The sequence below is a fragment of the Bacillus sp. FSL R9-9410 genome, from assembly GCF_038050385.1.
In the GTDB taxonomy this organism is placed as follows: domain Bacteria; phylum Bacillota; class Bacilli; order Bacillales; family Bacillaceae_G; genus Bacillus_A; species Bacillus_A cereus_U.
Genome location: NZ_JBBOTV010000001.1, coordinates 2579240 through 2601955, shown reverse-complemented (window position 1 = coordinate 2601955; position 22716 = coordinate 2579240). Strand labels below are relative to the sequence as shown.

Sequence of the window (22716 nt, the reverse complement as noted above, 5' to 3'; positions counted from 1 at the left end):
GTGATTCTATGATAATGCAAAAAAACTTATACGATCCAATCATGTATTTGATGAAAGGATTGATCGATAGGCAAATATATACCGGTGGCAAACCCATGCCTGGTAATGACCCAAATGACGTATTTAAAGAAGGTATGACAGAAGGTTATACACTTATTCGTGATGGTGCTCGTTTATCTGCAGTCGATGGAGATAAATATCTGCACTATGATTTAGCCTTTAATACACACGGTATGCTAGAAAAGGTTCTTGTCTCCCATAAAGTAACCGGAAAAGAGATGGAGATACAATTAATATATAATGCACAAAAACAATTGGAGCGTGTGCAGCCGCGACTTCTTAATAAAGGTAACGGCATGCTATCCGATTTACCAATTCCCGATGTGTCGTAATGACGCACGGGAATTTTTTAATACACGAAAAAGGGTGATTGCTCTTGTTTGAAACAACTTATTTAGCTGGTGGGCGATTAGATCCACCTTTTCATCCGACCAAAGCAGAACCTTTTATACCTGGTTTCATTATGGATTCTACATCATTTAAAACGGATGAAAAGAAATATACATTACCTGCAGATATGGAGATTTACGCAATTAGTGTTAGTTCCTCCATTTATGAGTTAGACGATAAATGGGATTTAATCGTGAACGGACAGACCGTTTGCCAAGATATTTATACGAAGCGTATTCCAGAAGGCATGCACTTTATGGTTTATAAAGCAGCAAAAGCAGGAGACACAATTGTGTTTCGATTCCATAACCAAGGGATTCTTGATAAAACAGTGTGGTTCGAGTTGCACTTTTTAAGATAAGGGGGCGTACTCATGAGTTTTGCAGTTACCTATATGGCTGGTGGAAGATTTGACGCACCTTACTTCCCAACTAAAACAGAGCCATTCATACAAGGGCGAAGAGTTGGTATACATGATGAAATTCATGTAGATAAGTTTTCATTACCATTCGAAACAGAAATGATTGCTTTTTCTGTTGCTGCTTCACATTACAGTGATACGGACTATTGGAATTTATTTATTAATGGCCAACAAGTATTTAAAGAGGTTTATGTAAAAGATGTGCCGGAGGGATTTAATTTCTCCATTGTAAAGCCGATACCTGCTAATGCAGAGCTAAAGTTCGAATACCACAATGCATCCGCAGAGAAAAAAGCTATATGGCTTAATTACCAACTATTAAGAGATTAGGAGCGTGAAATAGATGGCATACGTTGAAAAAATGTATACAGAGGGCGAATTCCAGGACGAGATTGTCAAATTGGTAATCGCTAACGGATGGAAGAAAGTAAAATCGTTTTTCAGAGCAGTTTATCCAGATATGGATCAGAAATCTGACGATGATACAAAGTTTGAATTCGGCATGAGTAAGCACATGCTAGTAAAGAACAATAGCGGTTCTATTTATGGAATTGCTCAAATTTCAAAATGGTCACTTAAAAAGACAGAGATTAAATACAACTTCACAAATGAAGAAGGCAAGAAAGCTTTTGCCGAAGACGGTAAAAAGCGCATGGAAAGTGGCAGAGATCGTTCTTGCTTTTATGTGTATATGATTGAAAAAGAGCCAAGTGTTGCTGATGAAGGTGTACTTGTTCTTCCCTATGAATCTAATAAATTTGAAAAAATATTATTGGATGTGGAATTAACTAAGATAGGAATTACTCTAAAGGCAAATCCAAATGGTTACGGTACATATAAAGTTTACTCCTATGATGAAGCAGAGACACAAGTCATGATGTCCCCCTGGGTGAAAGTAACATTACGAAACACGAATTTACAAGGTATCGATGCTCAAACAAATTGGTGGCCGGATTCATTGGTACGGATTAATGGCCAAGTTGATGAAAGTCGCGTTGTTTTGTTAATTCAAGCAGATAACACACCAGCTTTTGAAAATAATGTAGTTCCAGTTACGCCGCTTTATATGGGCCAATTAGAAAGCTATGCAAACGATGATACACTAGGTGATGCATTGTGGGCAGGAACGGCATTTGATACAGGAAATGAAGCTGCGTCACATAAATTTGATTTTAATGACCCGAAACCATATAGAAATGTAGAATCCTATATGCCTGTTATGAAGTCCTATCCGCGTTCTCCAGGTAACGGTATCGATAACGTAATTATTAAACGTTCACGATTAGGAGCGCGGTACCAAGCTCATTATATTGCTTGGAATGTAGCGCCTAACTCAATGCCACCAGATCGTGTAGGGAAAGACGGTGGCCAATACTCACTATCATGGCAATCGCAGGACAATGACGAATACAAATATCAATTTAACCCGTCTGTTTACAGCAACAAAGTACATACTTCCCGTGCTTACATTGTCCATCCAGACGAAGGTGTACGTGGATATTTACCTTATATGATCCTATTGTCACCGCTAGGTCTGTTAAATGGCGATAGATTAAAAGTTAGAAAGAATACTTGTCCGGATACACATGACATTTACAAATTCTTCAATGTAGATGCTATTTCACCAATCACGAAAAGACCTGCTACAGCGTATCGTCCTGCTGGATTAGGTATTTTTGAGAAAACAGTATAAAGGAGTGTACATATATGTGGTTTGATAAAGTCGTATATTTACAAACATTACCGCAAGAATTAGAAAAACTATTCGCTGATAACGGTTGGAAACGAACGTTATTTTTCCAAATTAAGAGCGGCATTTCAAAATTTATTGATGTAAGGTTGTTTGAATCGTTAGGAAGTGATGGAGAACGCAGAAGATTCGGTATAGCAAATGCGTATGACACTGCTGATTCTGATTTCACTGATAGCCGGTTTATTTCTGCAGATTCTCCACTAGGTAAATTAGGGATGGGGGATGGAGTGAAGAAAGACTTCTCTATTCCTGTTTCTCCTGTTCTTAGCCCTTCTGTCATTGTATATGTAAATGGGTTTGAGCAAGAAAAGAGTAAATATAAGGTGGATGCAACTACAGGAAAAGTAACATTTACTACTGCTATTGCGAAAGGCGATAAAGTAACGTGCGAATACAGATTAGCTACCAACACATATGAACCGAATAATGATATGCTGCTATTCACTTTCAATCGATATTTCATCGAAAAAGAGATCCTTTCCGGTGATAAATTAGGTGAATTAGGAAAAGGCGATGGAACGAAAAAGAACTTTGTATTCCCATTCCCTAACTTCGATAAAAGCAGAACCGTAGTTTACAAGAATAATATTATTGTTGACCCTAGTGAGTATTCTTTCACAGAAAAAGAAATTGTATTTAAAACTGCACCTGCAGCAGATACAACAATTAAGATTAGCGGTATTTATTTCTTATTACCAAAAGAAGACGGAACACTGGATGCATTAACCGCAAAAACAAGTTTTGATGTACAAAAGATGGAGAGCATTATGGGGGAAGTATATTCGACAATTAACTTTGTAAATCCATCCCCTTATACATCGATTAGTTTTACACCAGAGCAGCGTTTCTCTAAAGAATTAAATCGTGACTCTGTTGTTTATCTGTATGGGAATGCAAACAAGGACCGCTTAATTATGTTTATGCGTGTAGATCCAACACCTAATCCGGTTCGTGCCTTATTCGTACCGTTGTATATTGGAAAACTTTATACATTTGATGTTGCACCAAGAAAAAATATGGTGATTTTAAGCGGATGCAGACCTGGCGATCAGTTTTCATATTCTCCAAATAAGAAAATAGGTAATGCTCCACTTGATTACGGTTCTGATACATCGAACGGAAACGAAACAGTTCAATTATCACAATCAAGCACAGGAGCAATGTACCAACACCATTATTTAGCTTTCATTACTCACGATATGTCAGTAGATAGTGGACAAGGGCGCTTTAATCCATCGGTTTATAGCGGTAAATACCATTTATCTCAAATTTATATTGTTCATCCGAATGATGGCTATGTTGGAAAGCTGGATGATGTATATGCGGTTCATCCAAAGAATATCCAGCAAGCCGATGAATTAGAAATTGAAAAAACAGTTGTAGATGAAGTACTTGGACAAGGCGACGGCCACCGTAAAGTATTTCACTTAGAACATAAGCCGAAGGGCGAAACGTTAAGACTATTCATTTCATGTAAAGAAGTAGAAAAAACGGATTATGTATACAATGCAGAAGATAAGACCGTTACATTTAACGAAGCACCGGTTATTGGTTCTGAAATCACAGGCGCTTATGAAATGGCCCAATTATATCGTTACACATTACCAACAACGCCAGTTTGTCCTATGACACAAGCAAAAGCAACACCATTTAATCCAATTGGTTTAGCAATCTACAAAGAAGATATTTAAGCATAAGGGGGTAGCAGAAGAATGAGTGAAAAAGTTTATTCTATTGCTTCCCTTTCTATATGTACCAAAGAAAAAAGTCATGTTGTTGTCGTTGGTTCTGGACCAGATCAGAACGAGAAAGTTTATTCTTTTTCTATCACACCAGCGGATACAGAAAACAAAAACGATGTTGATTATCCAGTTTGCATTGCTCCCTATGCGAGATATAAAGCTGTTAAAGAAGATAACGCAGGGGTAACCGCTACAAAAGTAAGAGCAAAAGGGATTTTAACAGATGTTGTAGAGAATGCTTTGCGACAAATAGAGGTAGAAGCTTATATTTCAAATACAACTGATTTTGAATTAAATCGAAATATAAATGTGGCCAACATTGGAATGCAGCATTCACAACGGATTGACAGTGTTTCTGTTCAACTTATTTCTGCAGAGGAATCAATACAACATGGACGGATTTTCGATATAAACCATATCGAAGGGGTAGAGAGCGAAAGACCAAATGAGATAGAAGCAATGGTACACGTTTCTGATGAAACAAATCTTATAACGAATGAATATGAAGCTGCACCAATCATCCAGCAGGATTTACTAAAGGGGAAATTACGTGAATTCGCTGCAGGTGTGGAAGTACTACCGGAATGGGTAAATGTTGCGCGTATTGTATATGGTGAAGGTTTTTATAATGATCTTATGGCCGACAGAGTTACAAAGGATCATGAAGCTGTATCGATGCATAATGAAGCAAGCGATATTGTAACCAGGGAATTACAAGCTACACACGAAAAAGTTATTTTATCCAATGTAGTTTCAAAGGTACTCCCTGCATCTATCGCAGAAAAAGAAATTGGTGATATACAGCGAAAAGAAATACTCCTTCATACGCCGGCACAATTCGAAATCGGTAAAAAGGAACGAGAAGTAAAAGGAATTATAGAAGAATTTGATTTATTCGATGGAATGGGTATGCCGGTTTATCTTCCGGATTATGATTTGTTTGCTCGTATGCAAAGAGATATTGAAACATCTATTGCTACACAATATGAATCAAACCGCTTAGAAGAAATAGAAAACGTGAACCTACTCCCTTATGAAAATATAGAAAGTACATATTTAATTCGTAACATAGATGTAAAGCAAATTAACCTAGATCACTCTATTCGAACAATAGAACTTGCTGCAGATGTTATTGCAAGTAACGAAGTAAACAAGAAAATGAATGTATTCGATTCTGAAAGAAATGAGTCTGCATCATTTACAAGAACAAAAGAACAGTATGCAAATATAGATGCAACACACACTTTTGAACGGATTGTAAAAACACTTGATTCTGTTTATGCCGATCGACAAGAGTTTGCAAATAAAGAAAATGTATTTACAGCAGCCATAGAATCCGGACAGGAAGGTAAAAATGCTTCACGGGTGTTATCCGTTAAAGATATTTCCGGAACTGACGATGCAAATAAGTCACAAAACATATTCGTTATCCAGACAGTTGTTACAGAAGAAGCAGAGAGATTACATGAAGTAAATGCTGGCATTGCTGAAGCAGATTATTCTCACCGCATCGTAAAAGAACTACAAGGCATATCGCCAGACGTAACTTTTGCAGATGTGAAAAATGAGCTACAAGCAAATATAGCGGAACTAGATCATGCGGATAAAGAAGGTACTGCAGTACTTGCACATGTAGATGAAATTTCTTCATCCGGATTAAAAGAACGCGTACTTATTACCGATGTAGATACTGATGAAGTTGCCAATAAAACAGAAAAAGAATTTCAAGCTAACATAGAAGAGTTTGATTTATTTGAGGGCCTTGGTATTCCTGTATATCTTCCAGAATTTGATTTGTTCGGCCGTGTTCAAAAAGAACTAGAAACACGTATTACCTTATTTAATAATTCATCTAAATCATTAAATTTGATGCAGATGAAACTAGATCAAACAATTGAATCTGAAAAAGCAATGAAAGAACATACAACTGCAGTAATTGAAGAAGTAGCTTCTGACATCGTTCCAGTTACATTAGATGCTGAACATATATCATTAGACATTTCTTATAAACAGGATACACAACAAGCTCTTATTACAGAGCAAGAAGCTTTTACCGGTATACGTGAATTTGAAGGCGGAATTATCTCTGATATAACACCAGCTGATAGAAAAGTTATAACAACAGATACAGATGTAATTAAAACTGTAGATGCAGCAAGGGAATCTGAACGATATGCAATCGTTAGTGAACAAGAATTATTAGAGCGACAGGCTATTGTAGACACTGTGACTAACGAAGTAGATACATTTGATAGGGAACATGAATTAGAAAGCGTTACAGAGGAATATGAAAGGTTTGAACGTACACCAGAAAGAGAATTAGTTCTAGAGGATAATGAACTATTCAAAATGGAGAGAGTGCTAGATACAGAAAAACCAGATGAATTAATAGTTATCGAAAAAGAAAATGATGATCCGAAGTTATGGCTGCGGCATAGTCGTCAATCTTGGTGGACAAATTCAAACTGGAGAAAAACAAGATAAGGAGTGTAGAAAATGATGAGCATCGGGAAGATTTTATCCAATCCCGAAAGTGGTTGGATAAGAAAAAGTTGTCAACCAGCTAATGTAGAGACTTTTTTTAAGGGGGTGAACCTTAATGGTCCGAAAGGCTGGTTCGCTGTGGGTAGTGACGAATATGCGAAAACAGGAAATGCATGGTACGCGACCTCTGAAGTGCCTTCTCCAGTGTTATCTTTTACATTCTTTGGTTCAGGATTTCGTATTATTACGGGACATGATGAGGTACCAAAAAGCTCATTTCTTTTGGTTACGGTTGATGGCAGTTCTAGAACCGTTAACCTTTCCGCTTATACATCAAAGTTTACAGTAGTTTATGAAGATTTGAATTTACAAAATAAGGAGCATACAGTGACAATACGTGCAAGTGGAAGTAATACAGGAAGATATACTTTTCTATATGCAATAGACTACTTAGATTTAGAATTGGAGAAAAAATCTAAGGTCTCACTATACGAAAAGGAAAGCGGAAAAATCTTTGTAGATGATTTTGATTCCGTAAATCCAAAATGGCTTATGTCACCATCAAATGTATTTAATACTGCTGTTAAAAAAGGATTCTTACGTATGAATCATTCTGCAGATAAAGACGTTATGCTTTTAATCGATAAACCACAAGGTAATTTTGCAATACAAGTTATTGCGGATTATGCTCCTACAAAAGAAGGAGATGAAGGTGGCTTACTGATCTATCAAAATGAAAAGAATAAAGTTGAGTTTCTTGAATCCTATTCTTCTAATAGTTCACAAAGCAATAAAGAGTGGATGGCAATATGTAAGGAAGATCAATGGGACTTTTACACAAAGACAGATACATTTTTTGATTATGCGGATAACGATTCATTAGCAGCAAAAAGAATTGGTGTTGTTTTAAAAAGAGGAACTGCAGAGGGATTTGTACCGCTAGACATCAATAAAATTATTATGACAACAAGTAATATGTTACGTCTGCGCCAACTATATGAAAACTATAAAGTTGTATTAAAAGATACTGCAGATAATATCCTGTCTACTAACATTGTAGCTGCAGTTCATACAGGCATTGATATTCTACTCCCTTCTTTAGAGTTTGAGGGAATCATAGAAATATATGATGAAGAAAACGAACTACTAGCAAAGAAACAAGCTACCTTCTATGGTGGAGATATGTATTGTATGGGTTCATCCTTACAAATCAAAATGAATAGCGAAGAATTAAATAAAACGGATCCAACGAATTTAGGTTATATGGTGAATAATGAGCGTATTGTAAAAATGACAATCGTAAATGATAATATCGGTGCTGCTACAAATATAAAACTATCAATTCAGCAATACATGGAGAAAGTAGGTTACACCTGGGCACTTATTTCATTAGATGGTACTAACTATTCGAATGAAATACAGATTGATTCAGTAGCCGCACAAAGTACGCGTGATTTTTGGGTAAAGGTTGTGAAGGATACAAACTTCATAGCATTCGAACCAATTTATTTTAATATTCATCTAAAACATAATTGAGGTGAATACCATATGGGAACTGTAATGAAATTATTTAGATATACATCCGAAAGTGAGATTACACCATCAATCCTTATTGAGAGGAATGTACAAATCACAATTGAACCAGGAAAAGTTCTATATGCTCCATTGGATGTAGGTTGTAACAAATACGATATTCGTACGATTCAAGTTACAAATGATTCAAACGTTGAAGCAATGCTATTTATGTACGACCAAAAAGAGAATGGGAATCAAATTTATAAAAGCTTATCGGAAAAAAGAACGTATGATATTTTAGCCATTCCTTGTGAGGATAAAGATCATACAAACAAGGTACATCTTTATATAGAAAATAGGGGCGTAGCAAACTCTACTTTTAATGTTTCTATGAAAGTAATACGTTTAAGTTAAGGAGGAACATGTAAAATGACAAATAAAATTTGTAAGTTACACAGACTAGAGCGAAGAGAAGTCTTTATGAAGATTATCGATGAAATGAAAAAGGCTGGGTGGCAGCAATTAAATGCTGACAAACCATCAAAAGATAAAATTTATGTCATGTACTCAAACGGTAACGATGGCATGAAGAACCATTATATAGAATTGCGTCCATTTGATCACGCCACTGCAAGTACCAAAGATATTATAGCAGGTATATATAAAGACTATGATATAAGAGATCCTTCTAAGTCTGCTACTGATGCAAGCTTTAGATTAATTGAAAGATATGATAAAGAGCAGGATGTTACCTTTGGTGGCCCTGGTCCTTTCTACCCGTTATGTTTTCATCAAGGGAAAATAACAAACTCTACTAGCATCAATACTATTAGTAAACCAATTGTTATGGTGGACTTATATTTATACGTTGATAAGGACATTGTTATCTATTGTGTTTATGAAAACGATGATAACTTTCCAGAACGAAAAGGGAAAACTGTAATAGGTTTAATTGGTATTCCAAATGAACTATATCAACAAGAACAATTCAGCCCTATATCTTCTCCATTTAGTGTCTTAGTGAGTGCTGGTTCGTATTGGGGTTCTCCTACGGCACTGGTAACTGCTAGAAGCAAATTAATGTATGATGGGTTTAAAAATCTTACTGTTGGTAATTTCTTTTGGGAAAAAGTATTTTTAAAGGCGCCATCTCCAGAAGGAAATATGATATTCACATCACTTTTCATGGGAGATTCCGTAGATGGATTAAGAGCAAAATTTGATGGTTTCTACATATATAGAGGTTCAAATTATGTGACTGGCGATATCGTTGAAATTTCTCAAGGTGAAGAAGTACAGAAGTATAAGGTATTTAACACTTACTACTCAAGTGTATGGAGTTCATTCGCTGATTACCAAATTGCATTACGAGTAGAATAAGGCTGGTGATTTTATGACAATAAAGGGCATAATATTTCAACCGGAAACCCCATATCAAACCGCAACGCGTAAAATACAAACACGTAAAGGTTCAAAATTAGAAATCAGTAATATGTATATTACAGGAGTTAGACCAACTGCTATACGAAAAGGGGTTATGTTCGATTTCTCCCGAAACGAAAGCAAGGCTACTGAAAAAGCAGTAATGAAACCACCACGAACTGAACCGCTAGAATACGTGTGGAAGAAAATGAACATGTAGATTTATCCAAATCAAGCGTACAACAGTAGGCTTTTTTATTTTGGTCAAAATTTGAAAGGAGGTGAGAACTTGGAAAGAATTCACGAGCTCATCAAGTCATTAAATATAGCCGATGTTATTACAAGTACTCAATTTAAAATGGGTGCAGCAATAAGTGGTGGATTAGGAACACTAGTTAATTTTATGTATGGAAAGACGAATCTAATTTGGATAGTGATTTTCGGATGGATTATCATGCTAGATTGGATTACTGGTAGTAGAGCTTCTAAATTAGATGGTACCTATTCATCACAATATGGAATTGAAGGTATCACGAGAACCGTGGTGCTTTTATCATTACCTGCTCTTGCACATTTCTTTGATACGGCTCTTAAACTACCGGATTTCTTTTTCTTCATGGTAACCGGTGGGCTAATCTATCATATCTTTAATAGTTTTGCTGCAAACTGCGCAAGAATCGGCTGGGATAAATGGATTCCTGCATGGTTATTAGAAAGTGTAGCATCCGAAATCCAGGCGAAAATCCAAAGGTCCGATGCAAGAAAAGAAAAACATACTACCAAATAAAAATATACGCCTTACATAAGGAGAGAGCATTGTCAAAAGACGGTGCTCTTTTTGTTTGGCTAAAAAGGGGAAAATACACAATGAAAAAACCAATTAAACTATTTAGCTCATTATTTATGACTCTATTGCTCTTATTTTCGTTCGCTACGGCTTCTTTTGCCGATAGAGTACTAATTATCCAAGACTTACCGAAACAAGCGTATCGTAACGGTGTGGGCGCTTATGAAGGCGTTGTAGCACATAGTACAGCAACACCAGAAGCACCAGCAATTAATATTCAAAAATATGAATCTCGTACATGGCGTTCTGCTTTCGTTCATTATGCAGTAGATTGGGATGAAACAATTCAAATTGCCGATACAAAATATATCGCTTATGGTGCTGGACCAGCTGCTAACAAACGATTTGTTCACGTAGAGCTTTCTGAAACTAGTAATCCAGCTAAATTTAAATCATCGTATGAACGTTATGTAAAACTATTAGCTAAGATTTTAAAAGATAGAGGGATTCATCCAAGCAAAGGATTATGGACACATAAAGATATTACTTATAAATTAGGTGGAACCGACCACGAAGATCCGCTTGATTATCTTCGCAGTCATGGCGTATCAGAATCACAATTCAGATTGGACGTACAAAAGGCATATGAAGGCGAAACAGTTACAGTTAAACCAAAACCACAAGAACCTGCTCAAAACGTTACAGGGGCAACAGGAGTTGCTTATATCGATGGTTATAACGTAAACCTAAGAAGTGGACCATCAACAAATTATGGCATTACCCGTCAATTAGGTAAAAATGAAGCATATCAAGTATGGGGAAAACAAGGTGATTGGCTAAATCTTGGCGGTAACCAATGGATTTATAACAATCCTTCTTACATTCGATATGAAGGGGAACAAACTTCTGCTGCAAGTTCTGAAGTAGGAAAACGCGTTGTTTCTAAAGTGGACAACCTTCGCTTCTATGATTCTGCTTCTTGGTCTGATAAAGATGTAGCTGGAACTGTAGATGAAGGACTTGGTTTCATTATCGATGCCAAAATAAGTGTTAATGGCTCACCGCAATATAAAGTACACAACAGCCAAGGGAAAATATACTATGTAACTGCATGTGAAGTCTACGTATATATGAAGTGAAAAAGTATGCCCAAGTTTAGACATACTTTGGATGATGAAGAATTAGGGTTTACTGTGAATCTAAAAGTTAAAGTAAATGGTTTGCCCTGATATGAAATTCAAAATAGTAAAGGCGTTTCGTGTGCCGTTTATGTTCACATATTTGCTCACATTTTGTTCACGTATTATATAAAAAAGTATGAAAATCTATAAAAATAATTATTCTAATAAAATTTGTTCTAGATACTAAAAAGTGCCAGACCCCTTGTGATATAAGGGATTTGGCACTTTTATATTTTTTATGTTTTAGCAAATAAATAACCCTAAAACTGCTCATTCTTCTCCCAAGATTCAACAATATAATGAGCAATCGTTGGGTTGAATCCTTTACCAACTAAGAACATAATTGCAGCAACCTCAGTTAAAGCGTGTTGATGTGATGTATGTTTCGCTTCATTTAAACCGTAATCTACCCAAGGTTTTACGAAATCAAGTACAGGTTTCTTTAAAGGTAAAAACTGTGTACCGACAACTTGTTGGATTTGTTGTTGCGTTGGTTCTGTAATAGATCCTGGTGGTAAAATTTGTGGCTGTGTAATATCGAATGTTGGACCAGGCGGTAAAATTTGTGGTTGCGTCGGATCGATAGTTGGTGGTGCAGGTGGTGAGACACGTTGGTCGGAGTTTGGTTGATACATCGGTTGTTGTGGCTGAGTTGCATATGGATTTTGCTGATATTGTTGTTCTTGGGTGCGCTGCGGTACATATGGATTTTGTTGTTCTTGAGTGTACTGAGTTGTGTATGGATTTTGCTGATATGGTTGTTCTTGAGTTGGTGGTGCTGCATATGGATTTTGAGGATATTCATAATTTGGACGTGTGTCATATGGATTTTGTTGATATTCAGTTTCTTGAGTTTGCGGTGTTGCGTATGGATTTTGTTCGTATTGAGGCTCTTGATGCTGTGTTTCTTGCTCCCCATACTGTTCAGCATATCTTTGTTCCTGATGTTGAGGGGAAAATGGTTGTTGTGGATAAGGCGGTTGATTATTATAGAACATTTTTATTCCTCCTTCATAATGATGCCTACCACCTAGTGTATGGGCGGACAAGAAAATATGTGATGAAAAAATGCGGGCGTGTTACAATAAGTAACTGGGTGAAGATAAAATGATAAAACAAGAAAAAATACAAAAAACAATAACTTTCGTAAAGCATATTTTAGAAAAAGATGCGAGTGGGCATGATTGGTATCATATTGAACGCGTACATAAATTGGCGATTTCTTTATCCGAGCAAGAAGGGGGAAATCGTTTTATAATTGAAATGGCAGCATTACTTCACGATGTAGCAGATGAGAAGTTAAATGAGAGTGAAGAAGCAGGAATGAAAAAAGTTTCTGATTGGTTAGAGGAGTTACATGTTGAAGAAGTGGAAAGTAAACATGTTCTTCATATCATCGCCAATATGTCTTATAAGGGCGGTCATGGTGGCACAGTTGAGTCACTTGAAGGGAGAATTGTTCAAGATGCGGATCGTTTAGATGCTCTTGGTGCAATTGGAATAGCTCGTACATTTGCATACGGAGGGGCGAAAGGGAGATTAATGTATGATCCAACTATTCCGCCTCGAGAAGTGATGACGAAAGATGAATATAGAAAAAATAATGATCCATCTTTAAATCATTTTTATGAAAAACTTTTGAAGCTAAAAGATTTGATGAACACGAATGCAGCAAAACAAGAGGCTGAAATTCGTCATCGTTATATGGAACAGTTTATTGAACAATTTATGAAAGAGTGGAATGCACAAATATGAAAATGTTAACTGTGGAGAACTTATCGAAATCATATGGAGAAAAACCGTTATTTGATGGATTATCATGTAGTATTACAGAAGGACAACGTGTCGGAATTATTGGTGTAAACGGTACTGGTAAATCGACATTATTAAAAATTATTGCAGGATTAGAAACTCCTGATACAGGTGATATGACGCATTCACGTGGTTATACAATTAGTTATTTATCACAGCAACCAGAGTTTGATGAAAAACTAACAGTATTAGAGCAAGTGTTCCATGGTGATACACCTTTAATTCGTCTTCTTCGTGATTATGAACAATCGTTATTAAATATCGAAAAAGATCCAAGTAATGAAAAAGTACAGGAACAATTATTTGCAGTGCAGCAACGTATGGATGCGATGAGTGCATGGGAAGCAAATGCGAATGCAAAATCGTTATTAACGAAATTAGGAATTACTGATTTTACAGCAACTGTTGGAAACCTATCTGGTGGACAAAAAAAGCGTATTGCAATGGCGCAATGTTTTATTGAAACACCTGATTTATTAATTTTGGATGAGCCTACGAACCATCTTGACCATGAGACAGTTGAATGGTTGGAAGAATATTTAGCAAGATATACAGGTGCGGTATTACTTGTAACCCATGATCGTTATTTCTTAGATCGTGTAGCAAACCGTATTTTTGAATTAGACAATGGTAAACTATATAGCTACGAAGGAAACTATAGTACATTTTTAGAAGCGAAAGCACTTCGTGAAGAGCAAGAATCGGCACAAGAATCAAAACGCCAAAATTTATATCGTCGTGAACTTGCTTGGATTCGTCGTGGTGCAAAAGCCCGCTCTACGAAACAAAAGGCGCGTATTCAGCGTTTTGATGAGCTGAAGGGACAAGAAGGACCAGCAGCGAAGCAATCAGTTGATATTGCACTAAGTGGAAGTCGTTTAGGAAAGAAAGTACTTGAATTAAAAGATGTAACGAAAAAATTTGGTGATAAAACAGTATTACATAACTTTAATCATATTGTGAAGCCTGGTGATCGTATCGGAATCATCGGAGCAAATGGAAGCGGAAAATCATCGCTATTAAATATGCTTGCAGGAAAATTCTCTCCTGATAGTGGTGAAATTGAAGTAGGACAAACTGTAAAAGTTGCCTATTATACGCAAGAAAATGAAGAGATGAATTTAAACCAGCGTATGATTGAATACATTAAAGAAATTGCGGAAGTTATTCATACGACAGATGGAAAAGTAATTGGCGCATCTCAAATGCTAGAACGTTTCTTATTCCTACCGCATTCACATGGAACAACGCTTGGTAAACTATCTGGTGGCGAAAGAAGACGTTTATATTTATTGCGTATTTTAATGGGAGAACCAAACGTACTATTACTTGATGAGCCTACGAATGATCTAGATACACAAACATTAACAGTACTGGAAGATTATTTAGAAGATTTCCCAGGTGTCGTTTTAACTGTATCGCATGACCGTTACTTCTTAGATAAAGTAGTAGATGAATTGTTCATCTTTAGTGGTGAGGGCGAAGTGCGTGAATTCCTAGGTAGTTATACAGATTATTTAGAAATGGAAAAAACGAAAGAACTTATTGAGAAAGCGGAAGTTCAAAAAGAGAAAAAAGTAGTAGAAGAAGCTCCAAAACAACAACGTAAACGTAAACTTTCATACAATGAGCAGCGTGAATGGGAAACAATTGAAGATACAATTGCCGAACTAGAAGAGAAAATTGAGTCAATTGGAGAAGAACTTGCGAAAGTTGGATCTGACTTCACAAAGGCACAAGAATTATCTGAAGCACAGCAGAAAACAGAAGAAGAGCTAGAAAAAACGATGGAAAGATGGAGCGAGTTATCAGACATCGTTGAAGGTTTAAAATAAAAACAAGCTGCATATATTGAAAAGTAAAGAGAAAAACTTTACACTATTGGTAGAACCTATTTTAGGAGGGAAAAAATGAGAACATCTAATCCAATGTTGAAAAAAGAGGCATTCCGTAAAGAGGGAGCAAATACTTCTGCGATGACTATTGGCGGAACAGTAGGCAAAACGTTTATCATGCTTATCTTGCTGCTTGCAACGTCTGTCTATTCATACATACAGATGTCAAATGGTACGATGAAAATGCCAGTATTAATTGGTGCTTTAGTTATTGCGGCAATCGTTGCGTTTGCATCTATCTTCTTCCCGCGCATATCACCAATTGGTGCACCGATTTATGCGGCAGTAGAAGGGGTAGTGTTAGGGAGTATTTCAGCAGTTTATGCAATGAAATTTCAGGATTCTATCGTTTTAAACGCTGTATTACTAACAATCTCAATTCTATTTGCGATGTTAGTTTTATATGCAACACGCGTAGTGAAGGTAACTGATAAATTCCGCACAGGTGTTATAGCAGCAACAATGGGAATTATGGTTATGTATTTAATCGTATTCTTACTAAACATGTTCGGTGTTTCTGTTCCATATATTCACCAAGGTGGGACAATTGGTATGATCATTAGTGCAGTTATTATTGTAGTTGCTGCATTAAATTTATTACTAGATTTCGATTTAATCGAAAATGGTGCACGTAGCCAAGCTCCAAAATATATGGAGTGGTACAGTGCAATGGGTCTAATGATGACGCTAGTATGGTTATACTTAGAAATTCTTCGTTTCGTTTCTTACTTTACGAAAAATGACTAATAAAAAATCCTGCATGAAATGTGCAGGTTTTTTTATTTTTAAAGATAAATTGAAAATATGGATGTTGGCGACTTAAATTGAAGGGGGATGGAATATGATGAAAGAGAAAAAAGGGATTATGAAAAAACTATTTTCTAAAAGTTTTTTCATAGAACTAGATGACGCGTTAACATATCCATCAGCAGAAGTCATTCGTTCAGCTATTGAAAGCTATGCGGCTAAATGTAATGAACAATTAAAAATTGAGAGTAAAGTTAAACCGATTACTTTCTACTTAGAAAATGTAATGTACCGCGCTGAAATAAAGATGGCCCGCGGAGGATATTACATATTTTGCAGTGAAGTATAATATTTTTGGAAACCTTACATGTTTAAACTATGTAGGGTTTCTTTTTTTGATTTGTAAGATATAAAGCAATAATTTTTGCTTACAAACATATCATTTTGCGCTTTTTACCCTTCCAACATTTTTCTTTACAATGAAGAAAAATATGTGAGGTGGTATAACTTATGATGAATCGAGTTGTATTAATTGGTAGATTGACAAAGGAGCCAGAATTATACTACACAAAACAAGGTGTCGCTTATGCGCGAATATGTGTTGCGGTGAATAGAGGTTTTCGAAATAGTTTGGGTGAACAACAAGTCGATTTTATAAATTGTGTCGTATGGCGAAAATCGGCTGAAAATGTAACAGAATATTGTACGAAGGGCTCACTTGTTGGGATTACAGGGCGTATTCATACGAATAATTACGATGATGAGAAAGGAAAGAAAATATATAGAACTGAAGTTGTGATTGAGAGTATTACATTTCTGGAGAGAAGGAGAGAGGGGGCATCGGGGTAAAACGTAAAGAGTATTAAAAGTTAAGAGGGCTTTGTAGCATAGCCCTCTATTATTTTTGATTGATACCTTCCCAAACAATATCCAACTGTTGATTAAGTATATTTTTCGCACTTGTTTCATTAGCGTGTAATAGCGAGTGGGACATTAGTGTATAAAAATAAGTACTCATAATAGTAGAAGTGATGATATTTGTATCCCATGGACTGTGTAATTTTCCTGTCTCTTTCGCTTCTGTAATAATAGAAGACAAACTTTCTTGTAGCTGTTGTATACTTTTTAATTCATTTTCTACTAAGTAGTTAGATTTAATAATTTCAAAAACAGCATGCGTCATTAATTCTCCTTGTCCAGTAAAGCGATCCAGTAAGTCTCCTAAAACAAGTTTGATTCGTTCTTTTGGATGTTCCACATTTTCATACGTTTTTAAACTTTCATTCCATAGTTCAATTTGAGAACCACCTAAAAATAATAATATGTTTTCTTTTTTCGGAAAGTAGTTGAAGAAAGTTCCTTTTGCAATCCCGCATGCAGTAGTAATATCTTGAACCGTTACATTTTCGTACCCACGTTCTTGAAAGAGCTGTACTGCTTTTAGGAATATAAGTTCTTTTAATTCTTTTTTTCTCGTTTCTCTAAGCATATAATCTACTCCTAACACAAACAATTATATCTATTTATTAGATTATCTCAAATAAAATCTTATTTCATGCTTAATTTTACTGTTTAATAAAGTTTAATACAATCATGGGAGTTTTTATGTCGTGTTGTATTTGAAGACCCTTTGTAGTTGTGCTGCTAGAGTTTTCTGCTACTGTAATTGTCTCATCATCATTCACCCAAATTAATAAAGTTTTGATTGAATGATCTTCATATACAATTTCCATTTTACTCGATACAGATTCCATAGTTTGTTTTGTTAAGGAGATTTCTTTAGGTGTACCTGCTTGAATAGATTTGAGCATTTGTACAATAAATCCATTATTATTTGTTTCTGCTTTTACTGTAATATTTTCCTTCATATTTAATAACTTTACATCCGTTACATCATCTGTTTTTAATGCTAGTTTTGAGTCTGCTTTATTTGAGGTGTAAGCAGAGCATCCAAGTAAACTAATAAGTACTATAGTTGAAAATAAGATAGAGAGAAATCTGGTCATACTTTTCGCCACTTTTCGTTGTAGTTTTTTATAAATGAAAATTGTATAGTTCATGTGCTTGCTTTTCAGAAACCCATTTCGGAACAAGTTTCATTACTTGGTTTCTTAGTATAGTTAAGGATTTACTCTCTATTTGCGCCATTTTTCCAACTTTCCATGCAGTGTTTGAGATTTTTTCAATTTTATCTCGTCTTTTTTGTTCGTATTCTGTAAATGCTTGGCGATAGTGGGCATTATTTTTGATGCATTCAGCAAGAATAATAGCATCTTCAATTGCCTGACAAGCTCCTTGGCCTAAATTAGGTGTAAGTGCATGGGCAGCATCTCCAATAAAGAGGATGCGTTTGTCAAAAAACTGTTTCATTGGAATAAGGTCTACAATATCACGATGAATTATATTAACGTCCGATGCGTTTTTTAAAATAGCTGGGATGGGATTATGGAAACTTTTGAAATGATTATACAAATCTGCTGTTGTATAAGCCTTGTATTTTTGATCTCTAGCTTTAGCGTTTATGAGCGCATACCAGTATACTTCGTTGTTAGGAAGAGGGACGATACCAAATCTACCGTTTGTTCCACAAGTTTCAATAAAATCGTTTGTTAAAGATAGATTATGAGCTGGAGTTACGCCGCGCCAACACGTATAACCGGCATAACGATAACCATCACATTGTGTTACTTGTTTTCGAACGACAGAATGAATACCATCTGCAGCAATGAGTATATTGCCGAATGCTTCACTACCATCTTGAAATAATATTTTTAAGGCGTTTTCTTCATTTTGTTCTATTTTTACGCACTCTTTTCCCCATTCGACAGTACCTTCTTGTAGTTTGGAAAGTAGCAATTGATGTAAATCTTTTCGATGAATGGAGTACATTTTTGGATAACAAGCTGGAATGGTCAATTTACTAAATATAGTTCCTTTTTCGGATACAAGGTTAAAACCGTTACTTTCATTGCCGAATTTTTTTATTTGCTCAGAAATTCCATATGGTTCAAGTGCTTGCATTGCATTTGGGGCAATGATAATACCTGCACCAGCAACAGTAGGTTCAGTATTTTTATCATATACTTTTACATCTAATCCTATTTTTTGTAAGGAAATTGCTGCGCAAAGACCAGCAATACCACCACCAATAATCATGACATTATTCATTTGTTATCCCTCCACTTTCAAATGACTTTGATCATAAAATGACCGGGGTCATTTTATGAGTTAAGATTAATGCCTTTTTTTGTTATTGTCAATTAGACTTTTAACTATAGTTCCGGAACGATTAGGTGAAAAATAGAAATAATTGAAATTCTAAAAATGTAGGAGGGGAATTAGTAAAATTAAGCATCCGAGTAGGAGTATAGAGGGATAACATGTTACAATACAGCTAAGAACACGCAATAAAGGAGAGTATTTTTACGTGAAAATTAAAGCAATCGAACCGACGCCAAGTCCGAATACAATGAAAGTTATTTTAAATGAAGTATTACCATCAGGAGCGCGTAATAATTATACAAATGAAAATAAAGAACAAGCACCAATGCAAGTGCAAGAAATTTTGAAAATTGAAGGCATTAAAGGTGTATATCATGTTGCAGACTTTTTAGCAGTGGAGCGAAATGCGAAGTTTGACTGGAAAGTTTTATTACAACAAGTTCGTGCCGTTTTTGGTGAAGAAATAGTGGAAGAAAGCGAAGAACAACAACTTTCTCATTTTGGAGAAGTGAAAGTGTTTGTTCAAATGTTCTTTACTATTCCGATGCAAGTGAAGTTAACAGATGGAACGACAGAAGAGCGTGTAGGCTTACCTGATCGTTTTAAAGAATCCATTATGAAAGTGCAAATGTCTGCACCTAACGTTGTGAAAGAGCGCAAATGGGTAGAACAAAGTACACGTTACGGTAATTTTGAAGAAATCGGGAAAGAAGTAGTAGAAGAAATTGTTGCTGCTTATTCAGAAGAACGTGTAAATGAAACGGTTAAAGAATTATTGAATCAAGCAGGTGCTGTTGAAGTAACGATTCAAAAGCGTGAGCCATATAAAGTAACAGAAGAGATGATGAAGGATTCTGACTGGAAAAAACGTTTTGCAGCTTTAGAACAAATGGATCCAACGGAAGAGGATATGACGGTATTGAAAATGGCGCTAGATGATGAGAAAGTATCTATTCGCCGCTTAGCAACAGCTTATTTAGGTATGGTAAAAGGTGATGGAGTATTGCCGTTATTATATAAAGCGTTATTAGATCGTTCTGTAAGTGTTCGCCGTACAGCAGGAGATTGCTTATCAGATGTAGGTGACCCAGCAGCGATGTTCGTTATGATTAAATCTCTGAAAGATTCAAGTAAATTAGTACGCTGGCGTGCAGCAATGTTCTTATTTGAACTTGGTGATGAAAGTGCAATTCCGGCATTAAAAGCAGCTGAAGATGATCCAGAGTTTGAAGTAGCAATGCAAGCGCGTTTAGCTTTAGAACGTATTGAAGGCGGCGAAGAAGCAAAAGGTTCTGTATGGAAGCAAATGACGGAGTCTCGTAAAGGGGAATAATATATGATTGTTTTCTATGATAGTTGGTGTCCGATGTGTACGGCAGTGGCAGAGCGGACGAAAAGGTTAGATAAAAAGGGTACAATGAAATTTGTTTCATTTCGAGATGAAGATGTAGTTGAGAAGTATGAACTATCTCAAGAATTACAAAGTAAGATGGAACAAAGACTGTATATTTTTAAAAATAATAAGTGGTATGACGGAATTCACAGCATTTACGTATTAGCAAAGGCTGTCCCACTTTATTGGTTTGCAGTTCCTTTTATAAAACTATCTATCATAGTTGGATTTGGAAGTAAAGTATACGAATATATTGCCAACAATAGAAAACTTGTCCCAGTTGGACACTGCCGTGAAGGGGTTTGTGAAATCCCTACAAAAAAATGAAATCATCGTTATCTTTCTTTTGCACCTATTAATAGCGCGTGATATGATGAAGTTGGAATGAAAGTTGAAGGGGAGATTACAAGATGTCAAATGCATATGAAGAATACATGCGTCAAATGGTAATTCCAATGCGCCAAGAATTAGTGCGTTCTGGATTTGAAGAGTTAACTACAGAAGAAGCTGTAACAGAATTTATTGAGAATGCAACAGGTACAACTTTAGTAGTTGTAAACTCTGTTTGTGGTTGTGCAGCTGGTTTAGCACGCCCATCAGCAGGTCAAGCGGTTGTACGTGCTGAAAAACAACCTGATCATCTTGTAACTGTATTTGCAGGTCAAGATAAAGATGCTACTGCGAAAATGCGTGAATACTTCGGAGAAATTCCTCCATCTTCACCATCTATGGCATTACTAAAAGGAAAAGAAGTTGTTCATTTCATTCACCGTCATGAAATTGAAGGCGCAACAATGGACGAAATTATTACAAACTTAGAACAAGCTTTCGAAAAGAATTGCTAAAGTAGGGGGAGAGTGAATCTCCCTCTTTTCTTTATATAGAGGTGAAAAAATGATAGTAACAACAGCAGGAAGAACAAATAAAGAAATGACAGCTTATGCAAATAAGGTAGCAGAAGAATTAAATTGTTCTTTCGTTTTACGTAATGATATACCTGTGCACAAACTGCATGAGCAGTATGAACAAGATGTGCTGATTGTAGGGAAAAACCGATTAGCTATTTATCCAAAGGGTACGGAAGAGTCGTTTTTCTTTCATCCAAACTCAGCAATGTTTCGTGTGAAAAGGTTAATGCGCGGAGAACATGATCCGTTTATACAAGCTACCAAATTAGAGAGCGGAATGACAGTATTAGATTGTACGCTCGGTATGGCATCAGATAGTATTGTAGCTAGTTATATTGTTGGTGAGAACGGAAAAGTAACAGGGATTGAAGGAAACGAATATATGGCTTACATCATGGGAAAAGGCTTGCAAACGTGGTCTTCATCTGTTTCTGAAATCGATGAGGCAATGCAAAGAATCGATGTAAAACAAACAGAGCATTTCGCATTTTTAACACAATGTGAAGATGATAGTTATGATGTTGTTTACCTTGATCCGATGTTTGAAGAAACTATCATCGAATCAGATGGAATTAAAGGATTAAAACACTTCGCTTTGTATCATGATATTACTGATGAAACAATTGCGGAAGCGAAGCGTGTGGCGAGAAAACGTGTTGTTCTGAAAGATCATTTCCGTAGTTCTAGATTTGAAAAACACAATTTTCATGTATACAAAAGAAAAAGTGCTAAGTTTCATTTTGGTGTAATTGACCCTTGCTAATTGTTTGAAAAGATGTATAATAAGCAATAATTAATTAAATATACTGTCTGTGATGAAGAGAGTAGTCTTTTTCAGAAGGAAAGCGAGCTAGGGATGGTGTGAGCCTAGTGCAGAAGAAAAAGATGAAGCGCACTTCGGAGACGCTTCTTGAACGAATAGTAGAGTAAGCCGAGGCCCCCTGTCCTCGTTATAAACGGGAAAGTGGTTCGTAATGAACAACA

At 36.0% G+C, this 22716-nt stretch carries 24 protein-coding genes, 1 pseudogene and 1 other annotated feature (1 of these 26 running past the window's edge); of the genes and pseudogenes, 21 read left to right on the top strand and 4 right to left on the bottom strand.

The features are described from left to right. The first annotated feature begins 8 nt into the window (after positions 1-8). The 12 genes and pseudogenes from MKX77_RS13490 to MKX77_RS13435 all read left to right on the top strand — a co-directional run bounded on the left by MKX77_RS13490 (position 9) and on the right by MKX77_RS13435 (position 11713). On the top strand, positions 9-392 hold the full coding sequence (locus MKX77_RS13490; protein ID WP_341306912.1) for a hypothetical protein: 384 nt from the start codon (positions 9-11) through the stop codon (positions 390-392). 44 nt (positions 393-436) lie between these two features. Beyond that, positions 437-811: a Low copy number virion structural protein gene (locus tag MKX77_RS13485; RefSeq protein ID WP_341306911.1), complete on the top strand. Its 375-nt coding sequence runs from the start codon at positions 437-439 to the stop codon at positions 809-811. Positions 812-823: 12 nt separating this feature from the next. Beyond that, positions 824-1201 carry a Low copy number virion structural protein gene (locus tag MKX77_RS13480; RefSeq protein ID WP_341306910.1) on the top strand — a complete coding sequence of 126 codons (378 nt, stop codon included), beginning with the start codon at positions 824-826 and terminating at the stop codon, positions 1199-1201. A gap of 13 nt (positions 1202-1214) precedes the next feature. After that, entirely contained in the window at positions 1215-2564 is a 1350-nt protein-coding gene (locus MKX77_RS13475) for a hypothetical protein (protein ID WP_341306909.1), read from the top strand. Positions 2565-2578: 14 nt separating this feature from the next. Further along, positions 2579-4315: a hypothetical protein gene (locus tag MKX77_RS13470; RefSeq protein WP_341306908.1), complete on the top strand. Its 1737-nt coding sequence runs from the start codon at positions 2579-2581 to the stop codon at positions 4313-4315. 21 nt (positions 4316-4336) lie between these two features. After that, positions 4337-6850, top strand: coding sequence for a hypothetical protein (locus MKX77_RS13465; protein ID WP_341306907.1), 2514 nt, complete (start codon positions 4337-4339; stop codon positions 6848-6850). A 21-nt stretch (positions 6851-6871) separates the two neighbouring features. Further along, a pseudogene (locus MKX77_RS13460) lies at positions 6872-8386 on the top strand (hypothetical protein); the annotation flags it as partial. A gap of 12 nt (positions 8387-8398) precedes the next feature. Beyond that, complete coding sequence (locus MKX77_RS13455; protein WP_215564305.1) at positions 8399-8779, top strand: DUF1998 domain-containing protein; 381 nt, start codon at positions 8399-8401, stop codon at positions 8777-8779. A 15-nt stretch (positions 8780-8794) separates the two neighbouring features. Further along, complete coding sequence (locus MKX77_RS13450; protein WP_215564307.1) at positions 8795-9745, top strand: hypothetical protein; 951 nt, start codon at positions 8795-8797, stop codon at positions 9743-9745. A 13-nt stretch (positions 9746-9758) separates the two neighbouring features. Next, complete coding sequence (locus MKX77_RS13445) at positions 9759-10007, top strand: hypothetical protein (RefSeq protein ID WP_215564309.1); 249 nt, start codon at positions 9759-9761, stop codon at positions 10005-10007. 69 nt (positions 10008-10076) lie between these two features. Further along, positions 10077-10574 carry a phage holin family protein gene (locus MKX77_RS13440; protein WP_215564311.1) on the top strand — a complete coding sequence of 166 codons (498 nt, stop codon included), beginning with the start codon at positions 10077-10079 and terminating at the stop codon, positions 10572-10574. Between the two features lie 80 nt (positions 10575-10654). Continuing rightward, the gene (locus MKX77_RS13435) at positions 10655-11713 is read left to right on the top strand and encodes an N-acetylmuramoyl-L-alanine amidase (protein WP_215564313.1); all 1059 of its coding nucleotides are present in this window, start codon (positions 10655-10657) and stop codon (positions 11711-11713) included. 302 nt (positions 11714-12015) lie between these two features. On the opposite strand, the gene MKX77_RS13430 is transcribed toward MKX77_RS13435, so the two are convergent. Beyond that, positions 12016-12753 carry a hypothetical protein gene (locus MKX77_RS13430; RefSeq protein ID WP_341306906.1) on the bottom strand — a complete coding sequence of 246 codons (738 nt, stop codon included), beginning with the start codon at positions 12751-12753 and terminating at the stop codon, positions 12016-12018. A gap of 109 nt (positions 12754-12862) precedes the next feature. Here MKX77_RS13430 and MKX77_RS13425 point away from each other — a divergent pair, with 109 nt between their 5' ends. From MKX77_RS13425 to MKX77_RS13405, 5 genes are all read left to right on the top strand, one after another. Further along, entirely contained in the window at positions 12863-13510 is a 648-nt protein-coding gene (locus MKX77_RS13425) for an HD domain-containing protein (protein ID WP_199674107.1), read from the top strand. Continuing rightward, positions 13507-15402: an ABC-F family ATP-binding cassette domain-containing protein gene (locus MKX77_RS13420; RefSeq protein ID WP_341306905.1), complete on the top strand. Its 1896-nt coding sequence runs from the start codon at positions 13507-13509 to the stop codon at positions 15400-15402. Before MKX77_RS13425 ends, MKX77_RS13420 begins: the two co-directional genes overlap by 4 nt. Before the next feature lie 75 nt (positions 15403-15477). Next, positions 15478-16209 carry a Bax inhibitor-1/YccA family protein gene (locus MKX77_RS13415; protein ID WP_341306904.1) on the top strand — a complete coding sequence of 244 codons (732 nt, stop codon included), beginning with the start codon at positions 15478-15480 and terminating at the stop codon, positions 16207-16209. Between the two features lie 94 nt (positions 16210-16303). After that, the gene (locus MKX77_RS13410; RefSeq protein ID WP_341306903.1) at positions 16304-16558 is read left to right on the top strand and encodes a DUF4318 domain-containing protein; all 255 of its coding nucleotides are present in this window, start codon (positions 16304-16306) and stop codon (positions 16556-16558) included. A 161-nt stretch (positions 16559-16719) separates the two neighbouring features. Next, on the top strand, positions 16720-17058 hold the full coding sequence (locus MKX77_RS13405; RefSeq protein ID WP_341306902.1) for a single-stranded DNA-binding protein: 339 nt from the start codon (positions 16720-16722) through the stop codon (positions 17056-17058). Positions 17059-17107: 49 nt separating this feature from the next. On the opposite strand, the gene MKX77_RS13400 is transcribed toward MKX77_RS13405, so the two are convergent. The 3 genes from MKX77_RS13400 to MKX77_RS13390 all read right to left on the bottom strand — a co-directional run bounded on the left by MKX77_RS13400 (position 17108) and on the right by MKX77_RS13390 (position 19377). After that, positions 17108-17698: a TetR/AcrR family transcriptional regulator gene (locus MKX77_RS13400; protein WP_341306901.1), complete on the bottom strand. Its 591-nt coding sequence runs from the start codon at positions 17696-17698 to the stop codon at positions 17108-17110. 76 nt (positions 17699-17774) lie between these two features. Then, positions 17775-18215 carry a hypothetical protein gene (locus MKX77_RS13395; protein WP_341306900.1) on the bottom strand — a complete coding sequence of 147 codons (441 nt, stop codon included), beginning with the start codon at positions 18213-18215 and terminating at the stop codon, positions 17775-17777. Positions 18216-18243: 28 nt separating this feature from the next. Continuing rightward, positions 18244-19377, bottom strand: coding sequence for an FAD-dependent monooxygenase (locus MKX77_RS13390; RefSeq protein ID WP_341306899.1), 1134 nt, complete (start codon positions 19375-19377; stop codon positions 18244-18246). Positions 19378-19636: 259 nt separating this feature from the next. Between MKX77_RS13390 and MKX77_RS13385 the strand changes: the two genes are divergently transcribed. The 4 genes from MKX77_RS13385 to MKX77_RS13370 all read left to right on the top strand — a co-directional run bounded on the left by MKX77_RS13385 (position 19637) and on the right by MKX77_RS13370 (position 22495). Continuing rightward, positions 19637-20764, top strand: a complete 1128-nt coding sequence (locus MKX77_RS13385) for a conserved virulence factor C family protein (RefSeq protein ID WP_215556182.1) — start codon at positions 19637-19639, stop codon at positions 20762-20764. Positions 20765-20767: 3 nt separating this feature from the next. Then, positions 20768-21151 (top strand): thiol-disulfide oxidoreductase DCC family protein, encoded by a 384-nt coding sequence (locus MKX77_RS13380; RefSeq protein ID WP_215556183.1) that lies wholly within the window; start codon positions 20768-20770, stop codon positions 21149-21151. A gap of 83 nt (positions 21152-21234) precedes the next feature. After that, the gene (locus MKX77_RS13375; protein WP_002065140.1) at positions 21235-21669 is read left to right on the top strand and encodes a BrxA/BrxB family bacilliredoxin; all 435 of its coding nucleotides are present in this window, start codon (positions 21235-21237) and stop codon (positions 21667-21669) included. Between the two features lie 49 nt (positions 21670-21718). Next, a complete protein-coding gene (locus tag MKX77_RS13370) occupies positions 21719-22495 on the top strand; it encodes a class I SAM-dependent methyltransferase (RefSeq protein WP_341306898.1) in 777 nt (258 codons plus the stop codon). Between the two features lie 40 nt (positions 22496-22535). Beyond that, positions 22536-22716 (top strand) — a binding site (T-box leader) (it continues 34 nt past the right edge of the window).

What these genes read in the sequence shown, in the direction of transcription:
- MKX77_RS13490 (WP_341306912.1), top strand. Translation starts at nt 9, where the DNA reads ATGATAATGCAAAAAAACTTATACGATCCAATCATGTATTTGATGAAA.
- MKX77_RS13480 (WP_341306910.1), top strand. Translation starts at nt 824, where the DNA reads ATGAGTTTTGCAGTTACCTATATGGCTGGTGGAAGATTTGACGCACCT.
- MKX77_RS13475 (WP_341306909.1), top strand. Translation starts at nt 1,215, where the DNA reads ATGGCATACGTTGAAAAAATGTATACAGAGGGCGAATTCCAGGACGAG.
- MKX77_RS13470 (WP_341306908.1), top strand. Translation starts at nt 2,579, where the DNA reads ATGTGGTTTGATAAAGTCGTATATTTACAAACATTACCGCAAGAATTA.
- MKX77_RS13465 (WP_341306907.1), top strand. Translation starts at nt 4,337, where the DNA reads ATGAGTGAAAAAGTTTATTCTATTGCTTCCCTTTCTATATGTACCAAA.
- MKX77_RS13455 (WP_215564305.1), top strand. Translation starts at nt 8,399, where the DNA reads ATGGGAACTGTAATGAAATTATTTAGATATACATCCGAAAGTGAGATT.
- MKX77_RS13450 (WP_215564307.1), top strand. Translation starts at nt 8,795, where the DNA reads ATGACAAATAAAATTTGTAAGTTACACAGACTAGAGCGAAGAGAAGTC.
- MKX77_RS13445 (WP_215564309.1), top strand. Translation starts at nt 9,759, where the DNA reads ATGACAATAAAGGGCATAATATTTCAACCGGAAACCCCATATCAAACC.
- MKX77_RS13435 (WP_215564313.1), top strand. Translation starts at nt 10,655, where the DNA reads ATGAAAAAACCAATTAAACTATTTAGCTCATTATTTATGACTCTATTG.
- MKX77_RS13430 (WP_341306906.1), bottom strand. Translation starts at nt 12,753, where the DNA reads ATGTTCTATAATAATCAACCGCCTTATCCACAACAACCATTTTCCCCT.
- MKX77_RS13425 (WP_199674107.1), top strand. Translation starts at nt 12,863, where the DNA reads ATGATAAAACAAGAAAAAATACAAAAAACAATAACTTTCGTAAAGCAT.
- MKX77_RS13420 (WP_341306905.1), top strand. Translation starts at nt 13,507, where the DNA reads ATGAAAATGTTAACTGTGGAGAACTTATCGAAATCATATGGAGAAAAA.
- MKX77_RS13415 (WP_341306904.1), top strand. Translation starts at nt 15,478, where the DNA reads ATGAGAACATCTAATCCAATGTTGAAAAAAGAGGCATTCCGTAAAGAG.
- MKX77_RS13410 (WP_341306903.1), top strand. Translation starts at nt 16,304, where the DNA reads ATGATGAAAGAGAAAAAAGGGATTATGAAAAAACTATTTTCTAAAAGT.
- MKX77_RS13405 (WP_341306902.1), top strand. Translation starts at nt 16,720, where the DNA reads ATGATGAATCGAGTTGTATTAATTGGTAGATTGACAAAGGAGCCAGAA.
- MKX77_RS13400 (WP_341306901.1), bottom strand. Translation starts at nt 17,698, where the DNA reads ATGCTTAGAGAAACGAGAAAAAAAGAATTAAAAGAACTTATATTCCTA.
- MKX77_RS13395 (WP_341306900.1), bottom strand. Translation starts at nt 18,215, where the DNA reads ATGACCAGATTTCTCTCTATCTTATTTTCAACTATAGTACTTATTAGT.
- MKX77_RS13390 (WP_341306899.1), bottom strand. Translation starts at nt 19,377, where the DNA reads ATGAATAATGTCATGATTATTGGTGGTGGTATTGCTGGTCTTTGCGCA.
- MKX77_RS13380 (WP_215556183.1), top strand. Translation starts at nt 20,768, where the DNA reads ATGATTGTTTTCTATGATAGTTGGTGTCCGATGTGTACGGCAGTGGCA.
- MKX77_RS13375 (WP_002065140.1), top strand. Translation starts at nt 21,235, where the DNA reads ATGTCAAATGCATATGAAGAATACATGCGTCAAATGGTAATTCCAATG.
- MKX77_RS13370 (WP_341306898.1), top strand. Translation starts at nt 21,719, where the DNA reads ATGATAGTAACAACAGCAGGAAGAACAAATAAAGAAATGACAGCTTAT.